Source organism: Methylobacterium sp. 1A, from assembly GCF_058072805.1.
Window position 1 is genome coordinate 3,386,867 of sequence record NZ_JBYQVE010000001.1, and the last position, 16,010, is coordinate 3,402,876.

The window sequence follows — 16,010 nt, forward strand, 5'->3', positions numbered from 1 at the left end:
GCGGGGCGATCGGGTCGGCGCGCGCCGCGGCCGGACCATTGAGGGACGCGATCGATCGGCCTGATCACGCAGGTTCCGCTTGCGCCCTCGCCGGGCAGCCGCTATAGGCCCCGCCCACCGGAGCCCGAACGGCGCCGGCCCGGACGCGCAGCTCGGCGGGAGAGCACTACCTTGACACGGTAGTCGGCACTCTCATAAGTTACTGAGCAGTCTGGACTATTTCGATGGCTTGCAGGTTCGACGAACCTGATCGCGGTCGATACGGAGACGTAGCACAGCGGTAGTGCATTCCCTTGACATGGGAAAGGTCACAGGTTCGATCCCTGTCGTCTCCACCATTCGACGCCGTGACTCCCGGCCCGTCTCCAGATTGAACGCCCCAGACTGACGTCACGGCAGGATCGCCCACCGAGAGGGGTTCTCCGAACCCGTCGCGGCCTCTGGCATCGCGCCTGCCCGCTCCTCCCTCACGGCGTCGCTCGTGCCTCCTCTCGCGTGGCGAGACGGCGAGGCTCGAGCAGAACCGATGCCCGACCCGTCGGCGGGACCGGGATCCTACGGGATCGCGGCGCGGGCGAGGGCCGCGCGGCGCAGCCGACAGGCGGCCTCCGTGACACGGCGCGAGCGGTCCCGTCCCGCGCCCGGCCGCGCGCGGTCGCAGGTCTTCGCGACCGCGTCCAGCACGGCCGAGGCCGCCGCCATGAGGGCCAGCGTCGTCGCCGAACCGACCGAGACCAGGAAGAAGATCGTTGCGATGACTTGCGGAGCGGTCATGACGCACCTCCTCGGGTGCTTCGCGGTGATGCGGGAGACTTATGGCCGGTGCGGCGGGAACAGCGTGCGGCCGAGCACGGGCCGCGTCGCGTCGGGCGCACCGCCCGCGGGCTCCGGACGGGGGGAGAACCTCAGCTCGATCGTCCGGCCCTCGCGCGCGACGACCTCGCAGGCCTGGTTCAGCAGCAGGGCGATCGAGACGAGCCGGACGGCCTGCGGTGGCACCGCCTCCGGCTGGACCTCGATCCGCGCCCCGGATGTCCTGAGCTCCCAGATCAGGCAGTCACAGCATTCCTGCGGGTGCCCGAAGAAGATCTGTCCGGTCTTGAAGGCCGGCCTCCAGGCCTCGTCCATGCGGTTCCCGGCCATCGCGATCTCCTGCAGAACAACCATTTCAGCCCGTACCGATGAGCTGAATACGCGGTCATTCCGTGCGCGAATTCCGTATCAAACAGCACATCCGGCGAGCGCGCCGGCAATCCTGCCGCCGGCTTCGATCCGGCGATCCGGGGCCCGGCGCGAGGCCCGCCCGGCCGTGGCCGCCGCGCGCGGATCGGCCGCCGTCATCAATTGTCCAATACCCGATCGCCCGTCGTTTAATCCTTCGTTAACCATTCTAAACAGCTTAGTCGGATCAGAATCGCGTACACAGGGAGCAGGGGATCCGTGAGCGAGCTGCAGAGGCTTCTGAGCGATCCTCGGTTCCGGACCGCAGACAAGGCCAAGCGCGGCGCCGCGTCCGAACCCGACCTCGGCAACGTCCTGCGCGCCGTCGCGTCGCTGCACGCGCGGGCCGAGTCCCCGACACCGCCGGCCGCGCCGCGGGACTGGGACGCGCTGATCCACCGGGTGCAGACCGCCGCCCGCCAAGCGCGCGTGATCGAGGCCCAGGCGCGCGAGCGGGAGGCGCGGATCGAGCAGGTGCTGGATCAGGTCCGCGAGGAGGTCCACGCCTCCAACGAGCGCGCCCGGATGGCCGAGATGCAGGCGCGCGAGGCCCAGCTGCGCGCCGAGGCGCAGGTCGTCGCCGCCGAGGAGCGCGCCAAGGCGGCGGAGGCCCGCGCCCGCGCCGCCGAGGATCGGGCCCGGCAGGCCGAGGACTGGCTGGACCGTGTCCAGCAGGCGATCCTGTCCGAGTTCTCGGACCTCACCGAGCAGGCCGCAGCATGAGCGCCGCCCGCGCGTGGGCCGAGCCGACGGCGCCCCATCCCCTGTCCGACCCGGCCCTGCCGCGCGACGGCCACGCCGACCCGATCGACCGGGTCGTGGCGCTGTTCTCCGGCGCCGCGGCCGCATCCCCCACGCCCGCCTCCCCGGCGGCCGAGGATGACTGGTCGACCTCCCTGACCGCCGTGCGCGGCGCCGCGGCGCGGGTCCGCGCCCTGCAGGCGAGCGCCCGCGACTCCGTCCGGGAGGCTCAGAGTTCCGTGCGGGCGGCCGAGACGGCGCTCCGCGCGGCCGAGGAGCGGGCCCGCCACGCCGAGGCGCTCCTGCAGGCGGCGCTCGCCCGGGCCGAGCGGGCCGAGGCGCAGGCCCGTGCGTCGGACGAGCGGGCCGAACGGGCGGAGGCCCAGCGGGCCGAGGCGCGGGCGTGGCTGCGCCGGATGCACGAGTGCATGGTCAACGAGTTCGGCGCCCTGTCCGGAGCGGCGGATCAGCCCTGAGCCGGCGCGCACCGGCCCCGGTCGCCCGGACATCCGGCCGGGATCGCGCGGACCCGCGATGCGTCGGCCTCGGCCGAGCGTCCGACGCCGCCCTCACGCGCGATGGCCGCCGCGACGCGGGCCGGCCGCGCAGATTTCCCTCAGGTTCCCGCAATTACGAGCACTCGCCTTAAGTCGTCGAAAACAATTCTCAGGATATGAAATTCTGATCTCGTCGCCTCGACACCGTCCGCCTGGCAGGATCGCCGTGACCCTCAGCCTCGTCCTCAGCACGTCCCTTCCGCTCCTCACCGGGGCGGTGGCCCTGCTGTGGGCGGGCTTCGTCGCTCCGGAGCGAGAGGAGCGTCCGGACGTGCCCGGCGCCCGCGACCTGCGCACGTGGTGAGCGCCGGATCCCGGTTCCGGCCGTGAGGCGCCCGCCGAACCGGCCCTCCGGAGGCGGAGAGACCCCGAGAGGCCCCGCGCCCCGTCCCGGGCCGCTTCCGGGGACGGCACCCGGCGCGCTATGACGCGCCGGACGCCCTCGCGGCGAGGGCCGGCTCACGGAGGCTTCCCATGGATCTCGGCTTGAGCGGACGCCGGGCGCTCGTCTGCGCGGCGAGCAAGGGACTGGGCAAGGGCTGCGCCCTGGCGCTCGCCCGGGAGGGCGTCGCGGTGACGATCACGGCCCGCACCGCGGAGACGCTGGAGCGGACCGCGGACGAGATCCGCGCCGCGACGGGCGTCACCGTCACCGCCGTCGCGGGCGACATCGCCACCGAGGCCGGCCGGGCCGCCGCGCTCGCCGCCTGCCCCGAGCCCGACATCCTGGTCAACAATGCCGGCGGCCCGCCCCCCGGCGATTTCCGCGAGTGGGACCGCGACGCCTGGATCCGGGCGCTCGACGCCAACATGCTGGCGCCGATCGCGCTCATCAAGGCGACGGTCGACGGGATGATCGACCGCGGGTTCGGCCGGATCGTCAACATCACCTCCGGCGCCGTGAAGGCGCCGATCGAGCATCTCGGCCTGTCGAACGGCGCCCGCTCGGGGCTGACGGGCTTCGTGGCCGGCCTGGCGCGCAAGACCGTGCGGCACGGCGTGACGATCAACAACCTGCTGCCTGGCCCCTTCGACACCGACCGGATCCGCGGCAACGCCGCCGCGGGGGCCGCCAAGGCCGGCACCTCCGTGGAGGCGTTCCTGGAGGCGCGGGCCCGCGACAACCCCGCCGGCCGCTTCGGCCACCCCGACGAGTTCGGCGCCGCCTGCGCGTTCCTGTGCAGCCAGCAGGCGGGCTTCATCACCGGGCAGAACCTGCTGATGGATGGCGGCGCCTATCCCGGCACGTTCTGACGCGGACCGGCCCGACCGGCCCTCCGCTTGCAGGGCCGGATCAGATCATGCGGTGAGGACCATGAGCGTACGCGAGACCCTCGAGGCCCGGCTGGCCCGGATCGCCGCGGGGGACCCGGCGGTCTTCACCCGCCTCTACCCGGAGCAGGCCCGCGCGGCGGCGGACGCCGCCGATGCGCGCCGCCGGGACGGGATCTCCCTCGGCCCCCTCGACGGCGCGATGGTCTCGATCAAGGACCTGTTCGACGTGGCGGGCGAGACGACGCGCGCCGGCTCGGTCCTCTTGGCCGACGCGGCGCCGGCGCGGTCCGACGCCCCGGTGGTCGCCCGCCTGCGCCGCGCCGGCGCGGTGATCCTGGGCAAGACCAACATGTCCGAGTTCGCCTTCTCGGGGCTCGGCCTCAACCCGCATTACGGCACCCCCGGCAACGCCGCCGATCCGGCGCGCATCCCGGGGGGCTCGTCCTCCGGCGCCGGGGTCTCGGTGGGGCAGGGGACGAGCGACATCGCGATCGGGTCCGACACGGGCGGCTCCGTCCGGATCCCGGCCTCGCTGAACGGCGTCGTCGGCTTCAAGCCGACCGCGAGCCGCGTGCCGCTGGAGGGGGCGTTCCCGCTGTCCTACGCCCTCGATTCCCTGGGGCCGCTCGCCCGGACGGTCGCGGATTGCGCGGCCGCCGACGCCGTGATGGCGGGCGAGGAGCCCGCGCCGCTGGAGGCGCTCGCCGTCGCCGGCCTGCGCATCGGCGTGCCGCGGGGCCTGCTGTTCACCGAGACGGAGGCGCCGGTCGCCGAGGCCTTCGAGCGGGTGCTGTCCCGCCTGTCCCGGGCCGGCGCCCGGATCGCCGATCACCCGATCGACGACCACCTCGCCGCCATGGACGCGGCGCTCCCGGACGGCTCCCTCGCGGCGATCGAGGCCGCGGCGATCCACGCCGACTGGCTGGACAGCGCGGCCGGCCGCTACGACCCGCGGGTGCATCGCCGCATCGTGGCCGGCCGGAATGCGACGGCCGCGGGCTACATCCGGACGATGCGCCGGCGGGCCGCGCTGATCGCCGCCTTCGACCGGCACCTCGCCCCGCTCGACGTGCTGGCGCTCCCGGCGACCGCCGCGACGGCGCCGCTCACCGCCCCGGTGGCGGCGGACGACGCGGCCTTCCTGGCGGCCAATCGCCTGATGCTGCGCAACACCGCCTTCGGCAACTTCTTCGATCTCACCGGCCTGTCCCTGCCGATGCCGGGCCTGCCCCGGCCGGCGGGCCTGATGCTGCTGGCCCGGCACGGACAGGACCGCCGGCTCCTGGCGATCGGGGCCGGGATCGAGGCCGCGCTGGCGGGGTGAGCGCCCCGCGCGGCCCGGGCCCGCTCAGCGGATCTGGCGGGACAGCGCCACGCCGAGGCGCTCCGCGCCGATCTTCGGCTGGCCGCCGGCCACGAAGACGACGAGATCCTTGCCCGGATTGACGACGACCACGCTGTTGAAGCCGTCGGTCCCCCCGACCTTCAGGAAGACCGGCCGCTGGCCCGCGTCCGGGTCGCCGATCTCCTCGATCCAGGCCATGCCCTGCCGGAAGGTCTGTCCCTCCGGCTGGTAGAGCGGCGTCATCGCCTCGCGCAGCGCCCGGGTGAGCGCTGGCGGCACGGGCGCGCCGTTCACCGCCTCGTGCCCGAGCGCCGCCTCGCCGAAGGCGAGCATGTCGGTGGCGGTCGAGCGGAGCGCTCCCGCGGCGTACCACGCGAAGACCGGCCAGGGCATGACCGGCTGGCCCTCCATCCCGTAGCCCTGCGCGAGACGCGCGCGGTCGGCCGGCTTCACGGTGACCGCCGTGCTGGTCATCCCGAGCGGCCCGGTGATCCGCTCGTGCACGAGGCTCTCCCACGGCGCGCCGAGACGTTCGGAGAGAACGTAGCCGAGCAGGCCGATGCCGGCATTCGAGTACCGGTAGGGGGCGGGCAGGGCGCAGCCGCCCGCCTCGGATCCCTCCGGGCTCCAGCGCGACACCCAGGCCAGGAACGCTTCCGGCGGGTAGGTCCGGACGCTGCGCTCCGCCAGGGCACGCGGCAGGTCGCCCGGCAGCGTCGGCATCCCCGAGGTGAAGTCGGCGAGCTGCAGCGGCGTGATCTGGGCCGTGCAGGGCCGGAGCCGCAGGTTCGGCAACAGCTCCTGCAGCGGCGTGTCGGGACGCAGGCGGCCCGCATCGACGGCCTCGGCGAACAGTGCGGTCGTGAACACCTTGGTGATCGAGCCGATCTCCACGATCGTGTCGGACCGGTAGGGCGCGCCGCCGGCCCCGTTGAACCCGAAGTAGCTGCGCCGCCCCCGGTGGCTCACGCCCACGATCAGGCCCGGGATCGCCCCGCGCGCGACCCAGGCGCCGGCCAAGCGCTCGACGACCGGCCGCAGCGCGTCCACCTCCGCGCCGGCCGCGAGGTCGGCCGGGCGCCCGGCCCCCTCACCGAAGCCGTCCTGCGCGCCGCCGGGACCGGCGGCGAGCGCGAGGACGAGGGCGGCGAGGCCGGCCGTCACGATGGGTCGAGACCGTCCGCCGGCCCGACGATCCGTGCTGTTCATGGTCCTCCTCCCGATCCGTCACCGGCGCGCCGGGTGCGTCAGATTGGAACGGATGCATTGACGAACACTGAATACAGAACGGAAATCGCGCGGCTCATAAATGATGATGCGTAGTCGATACAGGTATTGACTGAATGCGGGCCATTGACATTAATCTTGGCTCGCAAGCAGCATGATGCACGATCCGGACGCGGACAGCGCGCCGGTCGCGGGAGGATCACGCCGTGCATTTCATGCGGATGATGGGGCTCGTGGCCCTTGTGTTGAGCGGCCTGGGCCTGGCGGGCCCGGCGTCGGCGGCCCCGCTCTCACCGGCTCCGCTGGCCGGCGACGCGAGCGGGCTGACCCGGGTCGGCTACTGGTGCGGGCCCGGATTCCACCTCAACCCGTGGGGCCGGTGCGTCCCGAACGCCCGCCGGTTCTACGGCCCGGGCCCGGCCTTCTACGGAGCCCGCTACTACGGAGGCCGGCGCTTCTACCGGACCTACAACTATCGCTGGCACCGCAATTACCGCTGGCATCGCAACTATCGCTGGCACCGCAACTATCATTGGCATCGCAGCTACCACTGGCGTCGCCGCTGACGAACGCGCCGGCGGCGCTCCGGACGGTCTCGCCCGGAGCGCCGCCGGCCCCACATACCGCTTCCCAGATCCGCGGCCGGCCGGACAGCGGCCACCGCGGCGCCGTATTCGGAGACCTGTGACGATGCGCCTCCCGCTGATTGCCTTCGCGACCGCCATTGCCCTGACCACGGGGGCGGCGGCGCAATCCGTGCCGGAGCCACCCATCCAGAGCCCGCAGGACGCCGCCTGCCGCGAGCAGGCGCGGGCCCAGATCTTCAGCTACCCCAACCCGAACAACCTCAGCCTCTACGACCTCGGTTCGCAGATCTGGCACCTGTGCATGGCGTCCTATCACGGCCGCGGCCCCAACCCCGGCCGCACGGAGCAGCGCTTCTAGGACGGCCCCGGGCCGCGGTCGCGGCCGCCGGGACGGCCCCTCGAGACAGCTCAGCGGAACCGATCATGACGAGCAAGCTCCGCGGCACCGGGCCGCACGGCCACGAACCGCCCGTCGCGCCCGATGCGGGCCGGCGCGCGTTCCTCGGGGCCGCGGCGCTCGGCGTGGCGCTGTCGACCGGCGCGCGCCCCGCGTCGGCGACCACCGCCGCGCCGGCCACGGCCGCGGACGAGACCTTCATGCGGGCGGCCATCGCCGAGGCGCGCCGCGCCGACTTCCCGTTCGGCGCCGTCATCGTCGCGGAGGGCGAGATCCGCGCCCGGGGCCTGAATCTCGGGAAGCAGCAGCGCGATCCCACGGCGCACGGCGAGATGGTGGCGATCCGCCGCTTCCTCGCGGAGCACGGGCCGGAGGCGCTGCGGGGGACGACCCTCTACACGTCCGGCGAACCCTGCGCGATGTGCATGGGCGCGATCGTCTGGTGCGGGATCTCGCGCGTCGTATTCGCCGCCTCGCTGCAGCAGCTCGCCACGAAGATCGACCAGATCATGATCACCTGCACGGAGGTCGCGGACCGGTCGGCGTTCCGCCCGATCGCGATCACGGGCGGCGTCCTGGCGGAGGAGGCGCTCGCGCTCTTTCCGCCCGGCGACCGCCCGTCCAAGTAAGGGACTGGAAGACGGCTCGGGCGACCGCCCGCGCGGCCCGGCAATCCGGTGGGACGCGGCCGTCGCTCCCCCGGAGGTCCCGCCGCATCCCACCGGATTGCCGGGCCGCCCGCCCTGGTGCACCCTGCCGGCGATTCCCGGACCTCGCCCCGAGCCCCCGCCTCGGGCGCCCGGGGATCGCGGGACCGCCTGCGCCGGGCGGCGATCCCGGAGGGCCGACAGGGCCGACCGGCAGGGAGCCGTCGCATGAGCGCAGCCACACCGTCGACCGTCGCGGACCGGGATACGGACCCCGCCGATCGCGCCGCGATCCGCGCGATGCGCGTCGACCTCGCGGCCGCCTACCGGCTGATCCACCGGCTGGGCCTCGACGACAGCATCTACACCCACATCTCGGCCCGGCTGCCGGGCGCCGGGCACCGCTTCCTGATCAACCCCTACGGGATGCGCTTCGAGGAGGTGTCGCCGGAGAACCTCGTCACCGTCGACATCGACGGGAAGGTGCTGGAGGATCCGATGGGGCTCGGCATCAACCCGGCCGGGTTCACGATCCACAGCGCCATCCACGCCGCGCGCCACGACGCGATCTGCGTGCTGCACACCCACACGGTCGCGGGCGTGGCGGTCTCCTGCCAGGAGGAGGGGCTCCTACCCCTGAACCAGTGGTCGATGCAGTTCACGGGGCGCGTCGCCTACCACGCCTACGAGGGCATCGCCCTCGACCTCGACGAGCGGGAGCGGCTGGTGGCCGATCTCGGCGACAAGCCCGTGATGGTGCTGCGCAACCACGGCCTGCTGACCTGCGGCCGCACGGTCGGCGAGGCGTTCCGGCTGATGCACAACCTGGAGCGCTCGTGCCGGGCGCAGCTGGCGATCCAGGCGGCGGGCGCGCCGGTGATCCGGCCCTCCTCCGCCATCGCCACCAAGACCGCCGGGCAGTACGCCGCCGGCTACGACCGCGTCGTGGTCCAGGGGGCGCCCGACAACGAGTGGGCGGCGTTCAAGCGGATGCTGGCGCGGACGGATCCGGACTTCTTCGCGAACGGCTGAGGGCGGCACGGCCGCCGGCTGAGCCGTTCGGTCGATGCGCCGCTCTCCGTCATCGCGAGCGCGGCGAAGCGACCCAGGGCAGCGCGACGTCCGACCTCGTCACGCCGACCGGACTGCTTCGCTCCACCCGCAACGACGGCGGTGCCGCGATCGGCGACGGCGTGAGACGTCGAGCGGGCGTCTCCCGCTCAGCAGGAGCGATACGCCGCAGCACGGGCCTCACCCCTCCGCCCAGGCCCCGCTCGACCGGTAGGTCTGCTTGAGGAACGCGATGAAGGCCCGCGTCTTGGCCGGCACGAAGGCCCGGCTCGGGTAGACCGCGAAGATGCCCGCCGAGGCCGCCGCCGCGTAGGCCGGCAGCACCACCTCCAGCAGGCCGTCGCGCAGCTCCGCGTGCACGTCCCAGGTGGAGCGCAGCGCGATCCCGAGGCCGCCGATCACGGCCTCGCGCACCACCTCGTTGGAATGGGTGCGCAGCGGCCCCGACGCGCCGACCGTGCAGGGGCCCTCCGGCCCGACCAGCCGCCAGGGATTCTGGTTCTCGGTGGCGAGGCAGACATGGCCGCGCAGGTCGTCGAGGCTCCGCGGCCGCCCGGCCGCGTCGAGGTAGCTCGGCCGCGCGCAGAGGACCCGCTGCACCGGCGCGAGGCGCACCGCCGTCAGCCCGGAACTCTCCAGCGCGCCGACCCGGATCGCGAGGTCGTAGCCGCGCTCGACGATCGACTCGAAATCGTCGCTCAGCTCCAAGTTGAGCACGATGCCGGGATGGAGGGCGAAGAAGGCCCGCAGGTGCGGGACGATGTGCAGGCGCCCGAAGGAGCTCGGCGCCGTGACCCGGAGCGTCCCCCGCGCCCGCGTCGCCGTCTGCGACACGAGGCTCTCGGCCTCCGCGATGGCGTCGACGATCGGGGCGATCCGCTCGAAGAAAGCCGCCCCGACATCCGTGGGCGCCACCCGCCGCGTGGTGCGATGCAGCAGGCGCACGGCGAGCCGTTCCTCCAGCCGCTTCAGCCGCTTCGAGACCACCGCGACCGACAGGCCGAGCTCCGACCCGGCCTGGGTGAGGCTGCCGGTGCGGACCACCCGGGCGAAGATCTCTAGGTCGCTCTGGTCGTGCATTGTCAACGCTGCGGAAAAAATCAAATCCCTTTTGCCGCCTTTCTCGCGGATGCCAAGCAATCTATTGAGGAGACCTCAAAAATTTTTCACGGCGCGTTCGATTTTTTCTGACGCGCATCGCCACGCATCCCCGAGGATCGCCATGTCGAAGCTCGTCGTCGCCGAGGATCTCCGCACCTTCCTCTCCGAGGAAGCGCTGCCCGGGACCGGCCTCTCGGCCGACCAGTTCTGGTCGGGCTTCGCCGCGATCGTCCGCGATCTCGCACCGCACAACCGGACGCTGCTCGACCGGCGCGACGGCCTCCAGGCCGACATCGATGCCTGGCACCGCGACCATCGCGGAGCGCCGCACGACCCGGCGGCCTACGCGGCCTACCTGACGCGGATCGGCTACCTGCAGCCGGAGCCCGAGACCGTGCGGGTGACCACCGAGAACGTGGACGCGGAGATCGCCGCCATCGCCGGGCCGCAGCTCGTGGTGCCGATCTCCAACGCCCGCTACGCGCTGAACGCCGCCAATGCCCGCTGGGGCAGCCTCTACGACGCTCTCTACGGCACCGACGCGATCCCGCAGGACGGCGAGCTCGCGCCCGGCGCCGGGTTCAACCCGGCCCGCGGCGCCGCGGTGGTGGCCAGGACCAAGGCGTTCCTCGACGCGACCGCGCCGCTGAGCGTCGGCTCCTGGGCGGATGCCGTGGGCTTCTCGGTGACGGACGGCCGCCTGGCCGCCGATCTCGGCGCCGGTCGCAGCGCCGGCCTGACCGGATCGTCCGCCTTCGCGGGCTACACCGGCGACGCCGCGGCGCCGACCGCGCTCCTGCTGCGCCACAACGGCCTGCACATCGAGGTCGTTATCGACCGCGCGAGCCCGATCGGCCGCACCGACCCGGCCGGCATCGCCGACGTGGTGCTGGAGGCCGCCCTCTCGACCATCATGGACATGGAGGATTCGGTGGCGGCCGTGGACTCGGCCGACAAGGTCGCGGTCTACCGGAGCTGGCTCGGCCTGATGCGCGGTGATTTGACCGCCACCCTGTCCAAGGGCGGCCGCACGGTCGACCGGCGGCTCGCCGAGGACCGGACCTTCACGGCCCCCGATGGCGGGCGCCTGACCCTGCCGGGACGGTCGCTGATGCTGGTCCGGCATGTCGGCCACCACATGTACACCGACGCCGTGACCCTCGACGGCGCCGAGATCCCGGAGACGTTCCTCGACGCGGCCGTCACCGCGCTGATCGCCCTGCACGACCTGAAGGGCACCGGTCCGCTCCGCAACAGCCGGACCGGCTCGGTCTACATGGTCAAGCCCAAGCTGCACGGTCCCGACGAGGTCGCCTTCGCGGTGGCGCTGTTCGGGCGGGTCGAGGCGCTGGTCGGCCTCGCGCCGCGGACGCTCAAGATCGGCGTCATGGACGAGGAGCGGCGCACGACGCTGAACCTCAAGGCGGCGATCGCCGCGGCGTCGGACCGGCTGTTCTTCATCAACACCGGCTTCCTCGACCGGACCGGCGACGAGATCCACACCTCGCTGGAGGCCGGCCCCGTGGTCCGCAAGGATGCCATGAAGGCGACCGCCTGGATCCAGGCCTACGAGGACGGCAACGTCGATGCCGGCCTCGCCTGCGGCCTGCCCGGCCACGCGCAGATCGGCAAGGGCATGTGGGCCGCCCCCGACCGGATGGCGGCGATGCTCGACGCCAAGGGCGCCCACCCGGAGGCGGGCGCCAACACCGCCTGGGTGCCGTCGCCGACCGCCGCGACGCTCCACGCGCTCCACTACCATCAGGTGGATGTCCGCGCCCGCCAGGCGGCGCTCGCCGGCCGGGCGCCCGCGACCCGCGCCGCCATGCTGACCCTGCCCCTCGCCGAGGGCGCGTTCGCGCCGGAGGCGGTGCGGGAGGAGCTCGACAACAATTGCCAGGGGATCCTGGGCTACGTGGTCCGCTGGGTCGACCAGGGTGTCGGCTGCTCCAAGGTGCCGGACATCCACGAGGTCGGGCTGATGGAGGACCGCGCCACCCTGCGGATCTCCAGCCAGCACATCGCCAACTGGCTGCGCCACGGGATCGTGGACCGCGACGAGGTCGCCGCGGCCCTGCGGCGCATGGCCGAGGTCGTCGATCGCCAGAACGCCGGCGACCGGGCCTACCGGCCGATGGCCCCGGGCTTCGACGGGCCGGCCTTCCGCGCCGCCGAGGCCCTGGTCTTCGAGGGCGCCGGCCAGCCGAACGGCTACACCGAGTTCGTGCTGCACCGGTTCCGCCGGGAGGCGAAGCGGCTGGACACCCGCGTTCGGGCGGCCTGAGGCCGCTCCCGGATCCCGGACGCGCAGCGCCCCGAGACCGCCCCGGGGCCCGCCGACGGCCTGTGCGGCCTGAATCGCCGCGCCGCGGATCTGCCAGGGTCCGCGGCCTCTGCCGGTCGGAACCGGCCGACCGGTCGACGCCGCTGACACGCCTCGGCCACGCCGCGCCGGTCAGCGGCGCTTGCGCGTCATCACGTAGACCAGCAGGTTCGCCACCGCCCGGTAGAATTCCGCCGGGATCGCCTGGTTGACCTCGACATGGTCGTACATCGCCCGGGTGAGCGCCTTGTCGACGACGACCTCGATCCGGTGCTTCTCGGCGATCTCGCGGATGCGGAGGGCGATCAGGTCCGCGCCCTTGGCCAGAACCGTCGGGGCGTCGTTCTCGCTCTGGTCGTAGCGCAGCGCGATTGCCTAGTGTGGACCTAGTATCGCAGCGTACATGCTCATCCAACGATCCGCCGACCACTCTCCTTCAATCAGAAAACCATTTCATTTCAGCGCCTTAGGACGACATAGGCTACCATAGTCAGCGATGGTCGGGAAGCCGAAATCGGAAGCGTTTTTTGGGGTTGGTGTGCCAGATTGTGACCAGTTTGCGAGGACAAGACGCACCTAACGACCGCTGATCCTATGCTCCCAGGACAATCGGGCGAGCGTCGAGTCACTTATCGAATTGAGCACCAGCCGACGATCCAGGGTCAGTGTGAAGCCGTAACAGATCGTCGGCTGATGCCCTTGATCCTAACCTTCGACCTGCGAGAACGGTGCATCGCTGTTCCCACCCATCAGACGTGGGGATAGTTGGCGGAACGACCAGGGCGCGTCAGGCACAGCCCTGTCGAACCGTAGAGCCACGTCGAACCGGTCAGAGTCCCACTTGGTCGGAACGCCGGGGATGGTCTGAGAGCCCTTGAGAGCCGGGATCAGGTCCGTGACAATCGCCTTATGCTCCCAGAAGACGATCACCACCCCGGTAAGGCTCCGCATCTCCTCCGCCAGTTCGTGCTCCTGTGTGACCCCGTAGTTCGCTCTGAGCGGGAGTTGCAGGCGTTCGGCTAGAGGTGTCGCGGTCTCAAACGGTCGGTGGCTGAACTTGGCCTTCTTGAACACGGGCTCGGGCTTGGCCGCATAGATAACGTTCGGCCTCGGATAGTCGGCGCTACACAGATCCGAACCGAACAGTGCCGCCCATGCTCCGGCCCTCTGCCATCCCCGGATCACAAGGGACTTATCGTCAGTAGTGCCGTCTGCCGCAGTGCCATCCCCGGGGAAGCTACCACCCGGCTTCTCGGCATGACGGATGAACATGACAGTCAGTGCGGACATAATGGCTCAGTGGCTCGGGCTGGGGCTGGGGCTTGTTGGTGTGCCGGCTCCCGGTAGCAACTAGTGCCCATTGCTAAGCCTAACAGGGTGACCTCCCGGCCGAACTGAGAGGGCACAATGGCTGCAAGTGGGTGCGCGAGACCGTCAAGCTGGATCCAGGCGTCGATCCGAACCACGGCTGGCGGCACACTTGGAAAACGTTCGCGCTCGGAGCCGGCATCGAGGAACGGTTGAGAGACGCGATCACCGGCCATAGCGTGGCATCAGTCGGTCGGCGATACGAGACACCGACCCTCAATATGCTGGCCGACGCTATGGGCCGGTTCCCACGCTACCATATTAGACCGTGACAGAAGGATGGGCCACGGGAAGCCTCAGACCGACTTACCCGCGCCGATGGATGAGCGCCCGACTATCACTTGGGGACTGTCGTCTCAAAACTTTGCCGTATTTGGCAAATCAAAAGCCGAAATACCTCTAGACTATATCTGATTCTGGTGTCATTTCATCCGCCCCTTCCGCAGATCCATATGCTCGACCCTGCTTGAGGCTAAGCGCCTCCTTCAACCCATTGTGCACTCGAAATATTGTCGCGCGTTCGTCATACTCGGCGTCCGTGTCTTCATACTGATACACCCACTCCGAACCACCACCCATACCCCCAACCTTTAAGTATCCGATGATGGAGAAACTATAGAGCATCTTCAAAGTTGAAGAATAACTTGGAAGTTCGATTTCACGATCCTTGGCTGCGGCATGGTCTTCCTTGAACCTGTCGATGGAGAAACTTGTCGTCCCAATCGTACGCAACAAATCAAATACAGCCGCTTCATGGGGCATATGTTGGTGGACTTCATCCACCAGCTCTTTGCGAAGATACTTGGAGTATTCAATCCTAGCGTTCGCGATATTTTGATTCCTAAACTTGGATTCTCTATGAGGGTCACGCTTATAAGACCTAGAGAACCTCATTGCTAAGTTTGATTATGTCCCTAGGTCTCTTGAATGTTCTATCCAGCATGTACTGATATTTGGTTTGACGTCCGGGCATTTGAGCATCCTCATCAAAGACGGTGCTCCATGCATCTTCTTCTCGCACGCCCAGTACCTTCGAGAATCTTTTGGCCATGAGGTTTTTCAATGTCTGAGATGCCGATTCCTTATCCCACTCGATAACAGCCGCCGAGTCTTCTATAATCTTGTTGCGATCTTCGAACTTTAGATACCTAAGTATGTCATCACGAAGGAATACCACAACAGAAGTCTTGACCTTTGCGGCCCTGAACTTCTTATTGAAATCGCGCGCGGCGATTAGTAGGCCAGACAGACGAAACCGATAGTTGTCATCACCAGCGATGAAGCCTCTGTCCAACTCATCAAAGCACACGTGGTAGCTGTGGTGTGGGTTAATGCACCGGATCACCGTGTCTAGCAGAGCCTCATTCACTTCATAGATGATCGTTGGCAGACTAAGAACTTCTACCTTCTCGGCAGAAACACTTGCCTTCACTGGCCCCCAACCAGCGGTGAGGGACGGCTTGAGTTTCAGGCAGGTCTCAGGCGAGAATATTCTGTTCAACTCCGGATTTTTCGTCCCGTAAGTATCAACCAAAAACGTTTCCAATCAAGTCATGGCCTCGAGAGATTCTTCTGTCCATGGCTCAGATGCATCGTTAATAACCAACTTGGCCAAGGATATCAGTATAACATATTCCCAACTGTATCGGTAACATTCATTATCTGGAACTCCTGTCTTTTTCTGTTTGTCATGATGAAACCAGGGGTAATCCGAGAATGAATGACCATGACAGAACTGATTATAAGTCTTCTCAGAATACAGTTTTCGGAATATGGCGGTCTTGCCGGAGCCTTTGCGGCCTACGATAAGAAACTTCTTGTGAAGCTTAGCGGCCAAATAAGCCTCATGATCTTGAAAACAATCCAGTAGAAGGTCATCGGTGTCCGCTTCGGCCGCTCCGAACGAATCCACTTCCAGTATATTCTTCATTGATCCCCGGCTCATGGAGAATGTTTGGACACGCCGAGCTACGGCAAGATGAAAGAGAATGACGTTGTCTTAAACAGGCAACACCAAGGGAGGCGGTGGCGTGAGACAGACCGGTCCCGCAAATAGCGTCTCAATGGGGTTGCCAGGCGACAAGGCTCTTGGGTCTAGAACCATACACGACGAACGCTCCACAGATGGCAATCTACGGTTTAAGTCCCCC

At 69.2% G+C, this 16,010-nt stretch carries 16 protein-coding genes, 1 tRNA gene and 2 pseudogenes; 11 read left to right on the forward strand and 8 right to left on the reverse strand.

Annotated features, from left to right (window positions below; all coding sequences use genetic code 11):
* The first annotated feature begins 263 nt into the window (after window positions 1-263).
* Window positions 264-338, forward strand: a tRNA-Val gene (locus tag ACX9MN_RS16490).
* A gap of 217 nt (window positions 339-555) precedes the next feature.
* Here ACX9MN_RS16490 and ACX9MN_RS16495 read toward each other — a convergent pair.
* Together ACX9MN_RS16495 and ACX9MN_RS16500 are read right to left on the reverse strand one after the other, a co-directional pair.
* Window positions 556-774: a hypothetical protein gene (locus ACX9MN_RS16495; RefSeq protein WP_489724940.1), complete on the reverse strand. Its 219-nt coding sequence runs from the start codon at window positions 772-774 to the stop codon at window positions 556-558.
* A gap of 39 nt (window positions 775-813) precedes the next feature.
* Window positions 814-1,143, reverse strand: coding sequence for a hypothetical protein (locus ACX9MN_RS16500; RefSeq protein ID WP_331327886.1), 330 nt, complete (start codon window positions 1,141-1,143; stop codon window positions 814-816).
* 297 nt (window positions 1,144-1,440) lie between these two features.
* Here ACX9MN_RS16500 and ACX9MN_RS16505 point away from each other — a divergent pair, with 297 nt between their 5' ends.
* The 5 genes from ACX9MN_RS16505 to ACX9MN_RS16525 all read left to right on the forward strand — a co-directional run bounded on the left by ACX9MN_RS16505 (window position 1,441) and on the right by ACX9MN_RS16525 (window position 5,118).
* Window positions 1,441-1,944, forward strand: a complete 504-nt coding sequence (locus tag ACX9MN_RS16505) for a hypothetical protein (RefSeq protein WP_489724941.1) — start codon at window positions 1,441-1,443, stop codon at window positions 1,942-1,944.
* Window positions 1,941-2,438 carry a hypothetical protein gene (locus ACX9MN_RS16510; RefSeq protein ID WP_489724942.1) on the forward strand — a complete coding sequence of 166 codons (498 nt, stop codon included), beginning with the start codon at window positions 1,941-1,943 and terminating at the stop codon, window positions 2,436-2,438. Before ACX9MN_RS16505 ends, ACX9MN_RS16510 begins: the two co-directional genes overlap by 4 nt.
* 247 nt (window positions 2,439-2,685) lie before the next feature.
* Complete coding sequence (locus tag ACX9MN_RS16515; protein WP_020093244.1) at window positions 2,686-2,823, forward strand: hypothetical protein; 138 nt, start codon at window positions 2,686-2,688, stop codon at window positions 2,821-2,823.
* A gap of 170 nt (window positions 2,824-2,993) precedes the next feature.
* Window positions 2,994-3,773, forward strand: a complete 780-nt coding sequence (locus tag ACX9MN_RS16520; protein WP_020093245.1) for an SDR family oxidoreductase — start codon at window positions 2,994-2,996, stop codon at window positions 3,771-3,773.
* A gap of 61 nt (window positions 3,774-3,834) precedes the next feature.
* Window positions 3,835-5,118, forward strand: a complete 1,284-nt coding sequence (locus ACX9MN_RS16525) for an amidase (protein WP_100252089.1) — start codon at window positions 3,835-3,837, stop codon at window positions 5,116-5,118.
* Window positions 5,119-5,142: 24 nt separating this feature from the next.
* Here the strand turns inward: ACX9MN_RS16525 and ACX9MN_RS16530 are convergent, their stop codons facing one another.
* Complete coding sequence (locus ACX9MN_RS16530) at window positions 5,143-6,348, reverse strand: serine hydrolase domain-containing protein (RefSeq protein ID WP_081636480.1); 1,206 nt, start codon at window positions 6,346-6,348, stop codon at window positions 5,143-5,145.
* Window positions 6,349-6,581: 233 nt separating this feature from the next.
* Here ACX9MN_RS16530 and ACX9MN_RS16535 point away from each other — a divergent pair, with 233 nt between their 5' ends.
* The 4 genes from ACX9MN_RS16535 (at window position 6,582) to ACX9MN_RS16550 (ending at window position 9,029) form a co-directional block, all read left to right on the forward strand.
* Entirely contained in the window at window positions 6,582-6,932 is a 351-nt protein-coding gene (locus ACX9MN_RS16535) for a GCG_CRPN prefix-to-repeats domain-containing protein (RefSeq protein WP_234082999.1), read from the forward strand.
* Window positions 6,933-7,056: 124 nt separating this feature from the next.
* On the forward strand, window positions 7,057-7,311 hold the full coding sequence (locus ACX9MN_RS16540; protein WP_020093249.1) for a hypothetical protein: 255 nt from the start codon (window positions 7,057-7,059) through the stop codon (window positions 7,309-7,311).
* A 65-nt stretch (window positions 7,312-7,376) separates the two neighbouring features.
* Window positions 7,377-7,979, forward strand: a complete 603-nt coding sequence (locus ACX9MN_RS16545) for a nucleoside deaminase (protein ID WP_091978272.1) — start codon at window positions 7,377-7,379, stop codon at window positions 7,977-7,979.
* Between the two features lie 246 nt (window positions 7,980-8,225).
* Complete coding sequence (locus ACX9MN_RS16550; protein ID WP_091978273.1) at window positions 8,226-9,029, forward strand: class II aldolase/adducin family protein; 804 nt, start codon at window positions 8,226-8,228, stop codon at window positions 9,027-9,029.
* 219 nt (window positions 9,030-9,248) lie between these two features.
* Here the strand turns inward: ACX9MN_RS16550 and ACX9MN_RS16555 are convergent, their stop codons facing one another.
* The gene (locus ACX9MN_RS16555) at window positions 9,249-10,148 is read right to left on the reverse strand and encodes a LysR family transcriptional regulator (protein ID WP_091978274.1); all 900 of its coding nucleotides are present in this window, start codon (window positions 10,146-10,148) and stop codon (window positions 9,249-9,251) included.
* A 142-nt stretch (window positions 10,149-10,290) separates the two neighbouring features.
* Between ACX9MN_RS16555 and ACX9MN_RS16560 the strand changes: the two genes are divergently transcribed.
* The gene (locus tag ACX9MN_RS16560; protein ID WP_489724943.1) at window positions 10,291-12,453 is read left to right on the forward strand and encodes a malate synthase G; all 2,163 of its coding nucleotides are present in this window, start codon (window positions 10,291-10,293) and stop codon (window positions 12,451-12,453) included.
* 171 nt (window positions 12,454-12,624) lie between these two features.
* Here the strand turns inward: ACX9MN_RS16560 and ACX9MN_RS16565 are convergent.
* From ACX9MN_RS16565 to ACX9MN_RS16580, 4 genes and pseudogenes are all read right to left on the reverse strand, one after another.
* Window positions 12,625-12,867: pseudogene (locus ACX9MN_RS16565) on the reverse strand (EscU/YscU/HrcU family type III secretion system export apparatus switch protein); the annotation flags it as partial.
* 330 nt (window positions 12,868-13,197) lie between these two features.
* Window positions 13,198-13,782 (reverse strand): histidine phosphatase family protein, encoded by a 585-nt coding sequence (locus ACX9MN_RS16570; RefSeq protein ID WP_489724944.1) that lies wholly within the window; start codon window positions 13,780-13,782, stop codon window positions 13,198-13,200.
* Window positions 13,783-14,259: 477 nt separating this feature from the next.
* A complete protein-coding gene (locus ACX9MN_RS16575) occupies window positions 14,260-14,643 on the reverse strand; it encodes a hypothetical protein (RefSeq protein ID WP_489724945.1) in 384 nt (127 codons plus the stop codon).
* A gap of 97 nt (window positions 14,644-14,740) precedes the next feature.
* Window positions 14,741-15,805, reverse strand: a pseudogene (locus ACX9MN_RS16580) (P-loop ATPase, Sll1717 family).
* Window positions 15,806-16,010 lie beyond the last annotated feature (205 nt).

Coding starts and splice junctions, on each gene's coding strand:
- ACX9MN_RS16495 (WP_489724940.1), bottom strand. CDS start 774: ATGACCGCTCCGCAAGTCATCGCAACGATCTTCTTCCTGGTCTCGGTC.
- ACX9MN_RS16500 (WP_331327886.1), bottom strand. CDS start 1,143: ATGGCCGGGAACCGCATGGACGAGGCCTGGAGGCCGGCCTTCAAGACC.
- ACX9MN_RS16510 (WP_489724942.1), top strand. CDS start 1,941: ATGAGCGCCGCCCGCGCGTGGGCCGAGCCGACGGCGCCCCATCCCCTG.
- ACX9MN_RS16520 (WP_020093245.1), top strand. CDS start 2,994: ATGGATCTCGGCTTGAGCGGACGCCGGGCGCTCGTCTGCGCGGCGAGC.
- ACX9MN_RS16525 (WP_100252089.1), top strand. CDS start 3,835: ATGAGCGTACGCGAGACCCTCGAGGCCCGGCTGGCCCGGATCGCCGCG.
- ACX9MN_RS16530 (WP_081636480.1), bottom strand. CDS start 6,348: ATGAACAGCACGGATCGTCGGGCCGGCGGACGGTCTCGACCCATCGTG.
- ACX9MN_RS16535 (WP_234082999.1), top strand. CDS start 6,582: ATGCGGATGATGGGGCTCGTGGCCCTTGTGTTGAGCGGCCTGGGCCTG.
- ACX9MN_RS16540 (WP_020093249.1), top strand. CDS start 7,057: ATGCGCCTCCCGCTGATTGCCTTCGCGACCGCCATTGCCCTGACCACG.
- ACX9MN_RS16545 (WP_091978272.1), top strand. CDS start 7,377: ATGACGAGCAAGCTCCGCGGCACCGGGCCGCACGGCCACGAACCGCCC.
- ACX9MN_RS16550 (WP_091978273.1), top strand. CDS start 8,226: ATGAGCGCAGCCACACCGTCGACCGTCGCGGACCGGGATACGGACCCC.
- ACX9MN_RS16555 (WP_091978274.1), bottom strand. CDS start 10,148: ATGCACGACCAGAGCGACCTAGAGATCTTCGCCCGGGTGGTCCGCACC.
- ACX9MN_RS16560 (WP_489724943.1), top strand. CDS start 10,291: ATGTCGAAGCTCGTCGTCGCCGAGGATCTCCGCACCTTCCTCTCCGAG.
- ACX9MN_RS16570 (WP_489724944.1), bottom strand. CDS start 13,782: ATGTCCGCACTGACTGTCATGTTCATCCGTCATGCCGAGAAGCCGGGT.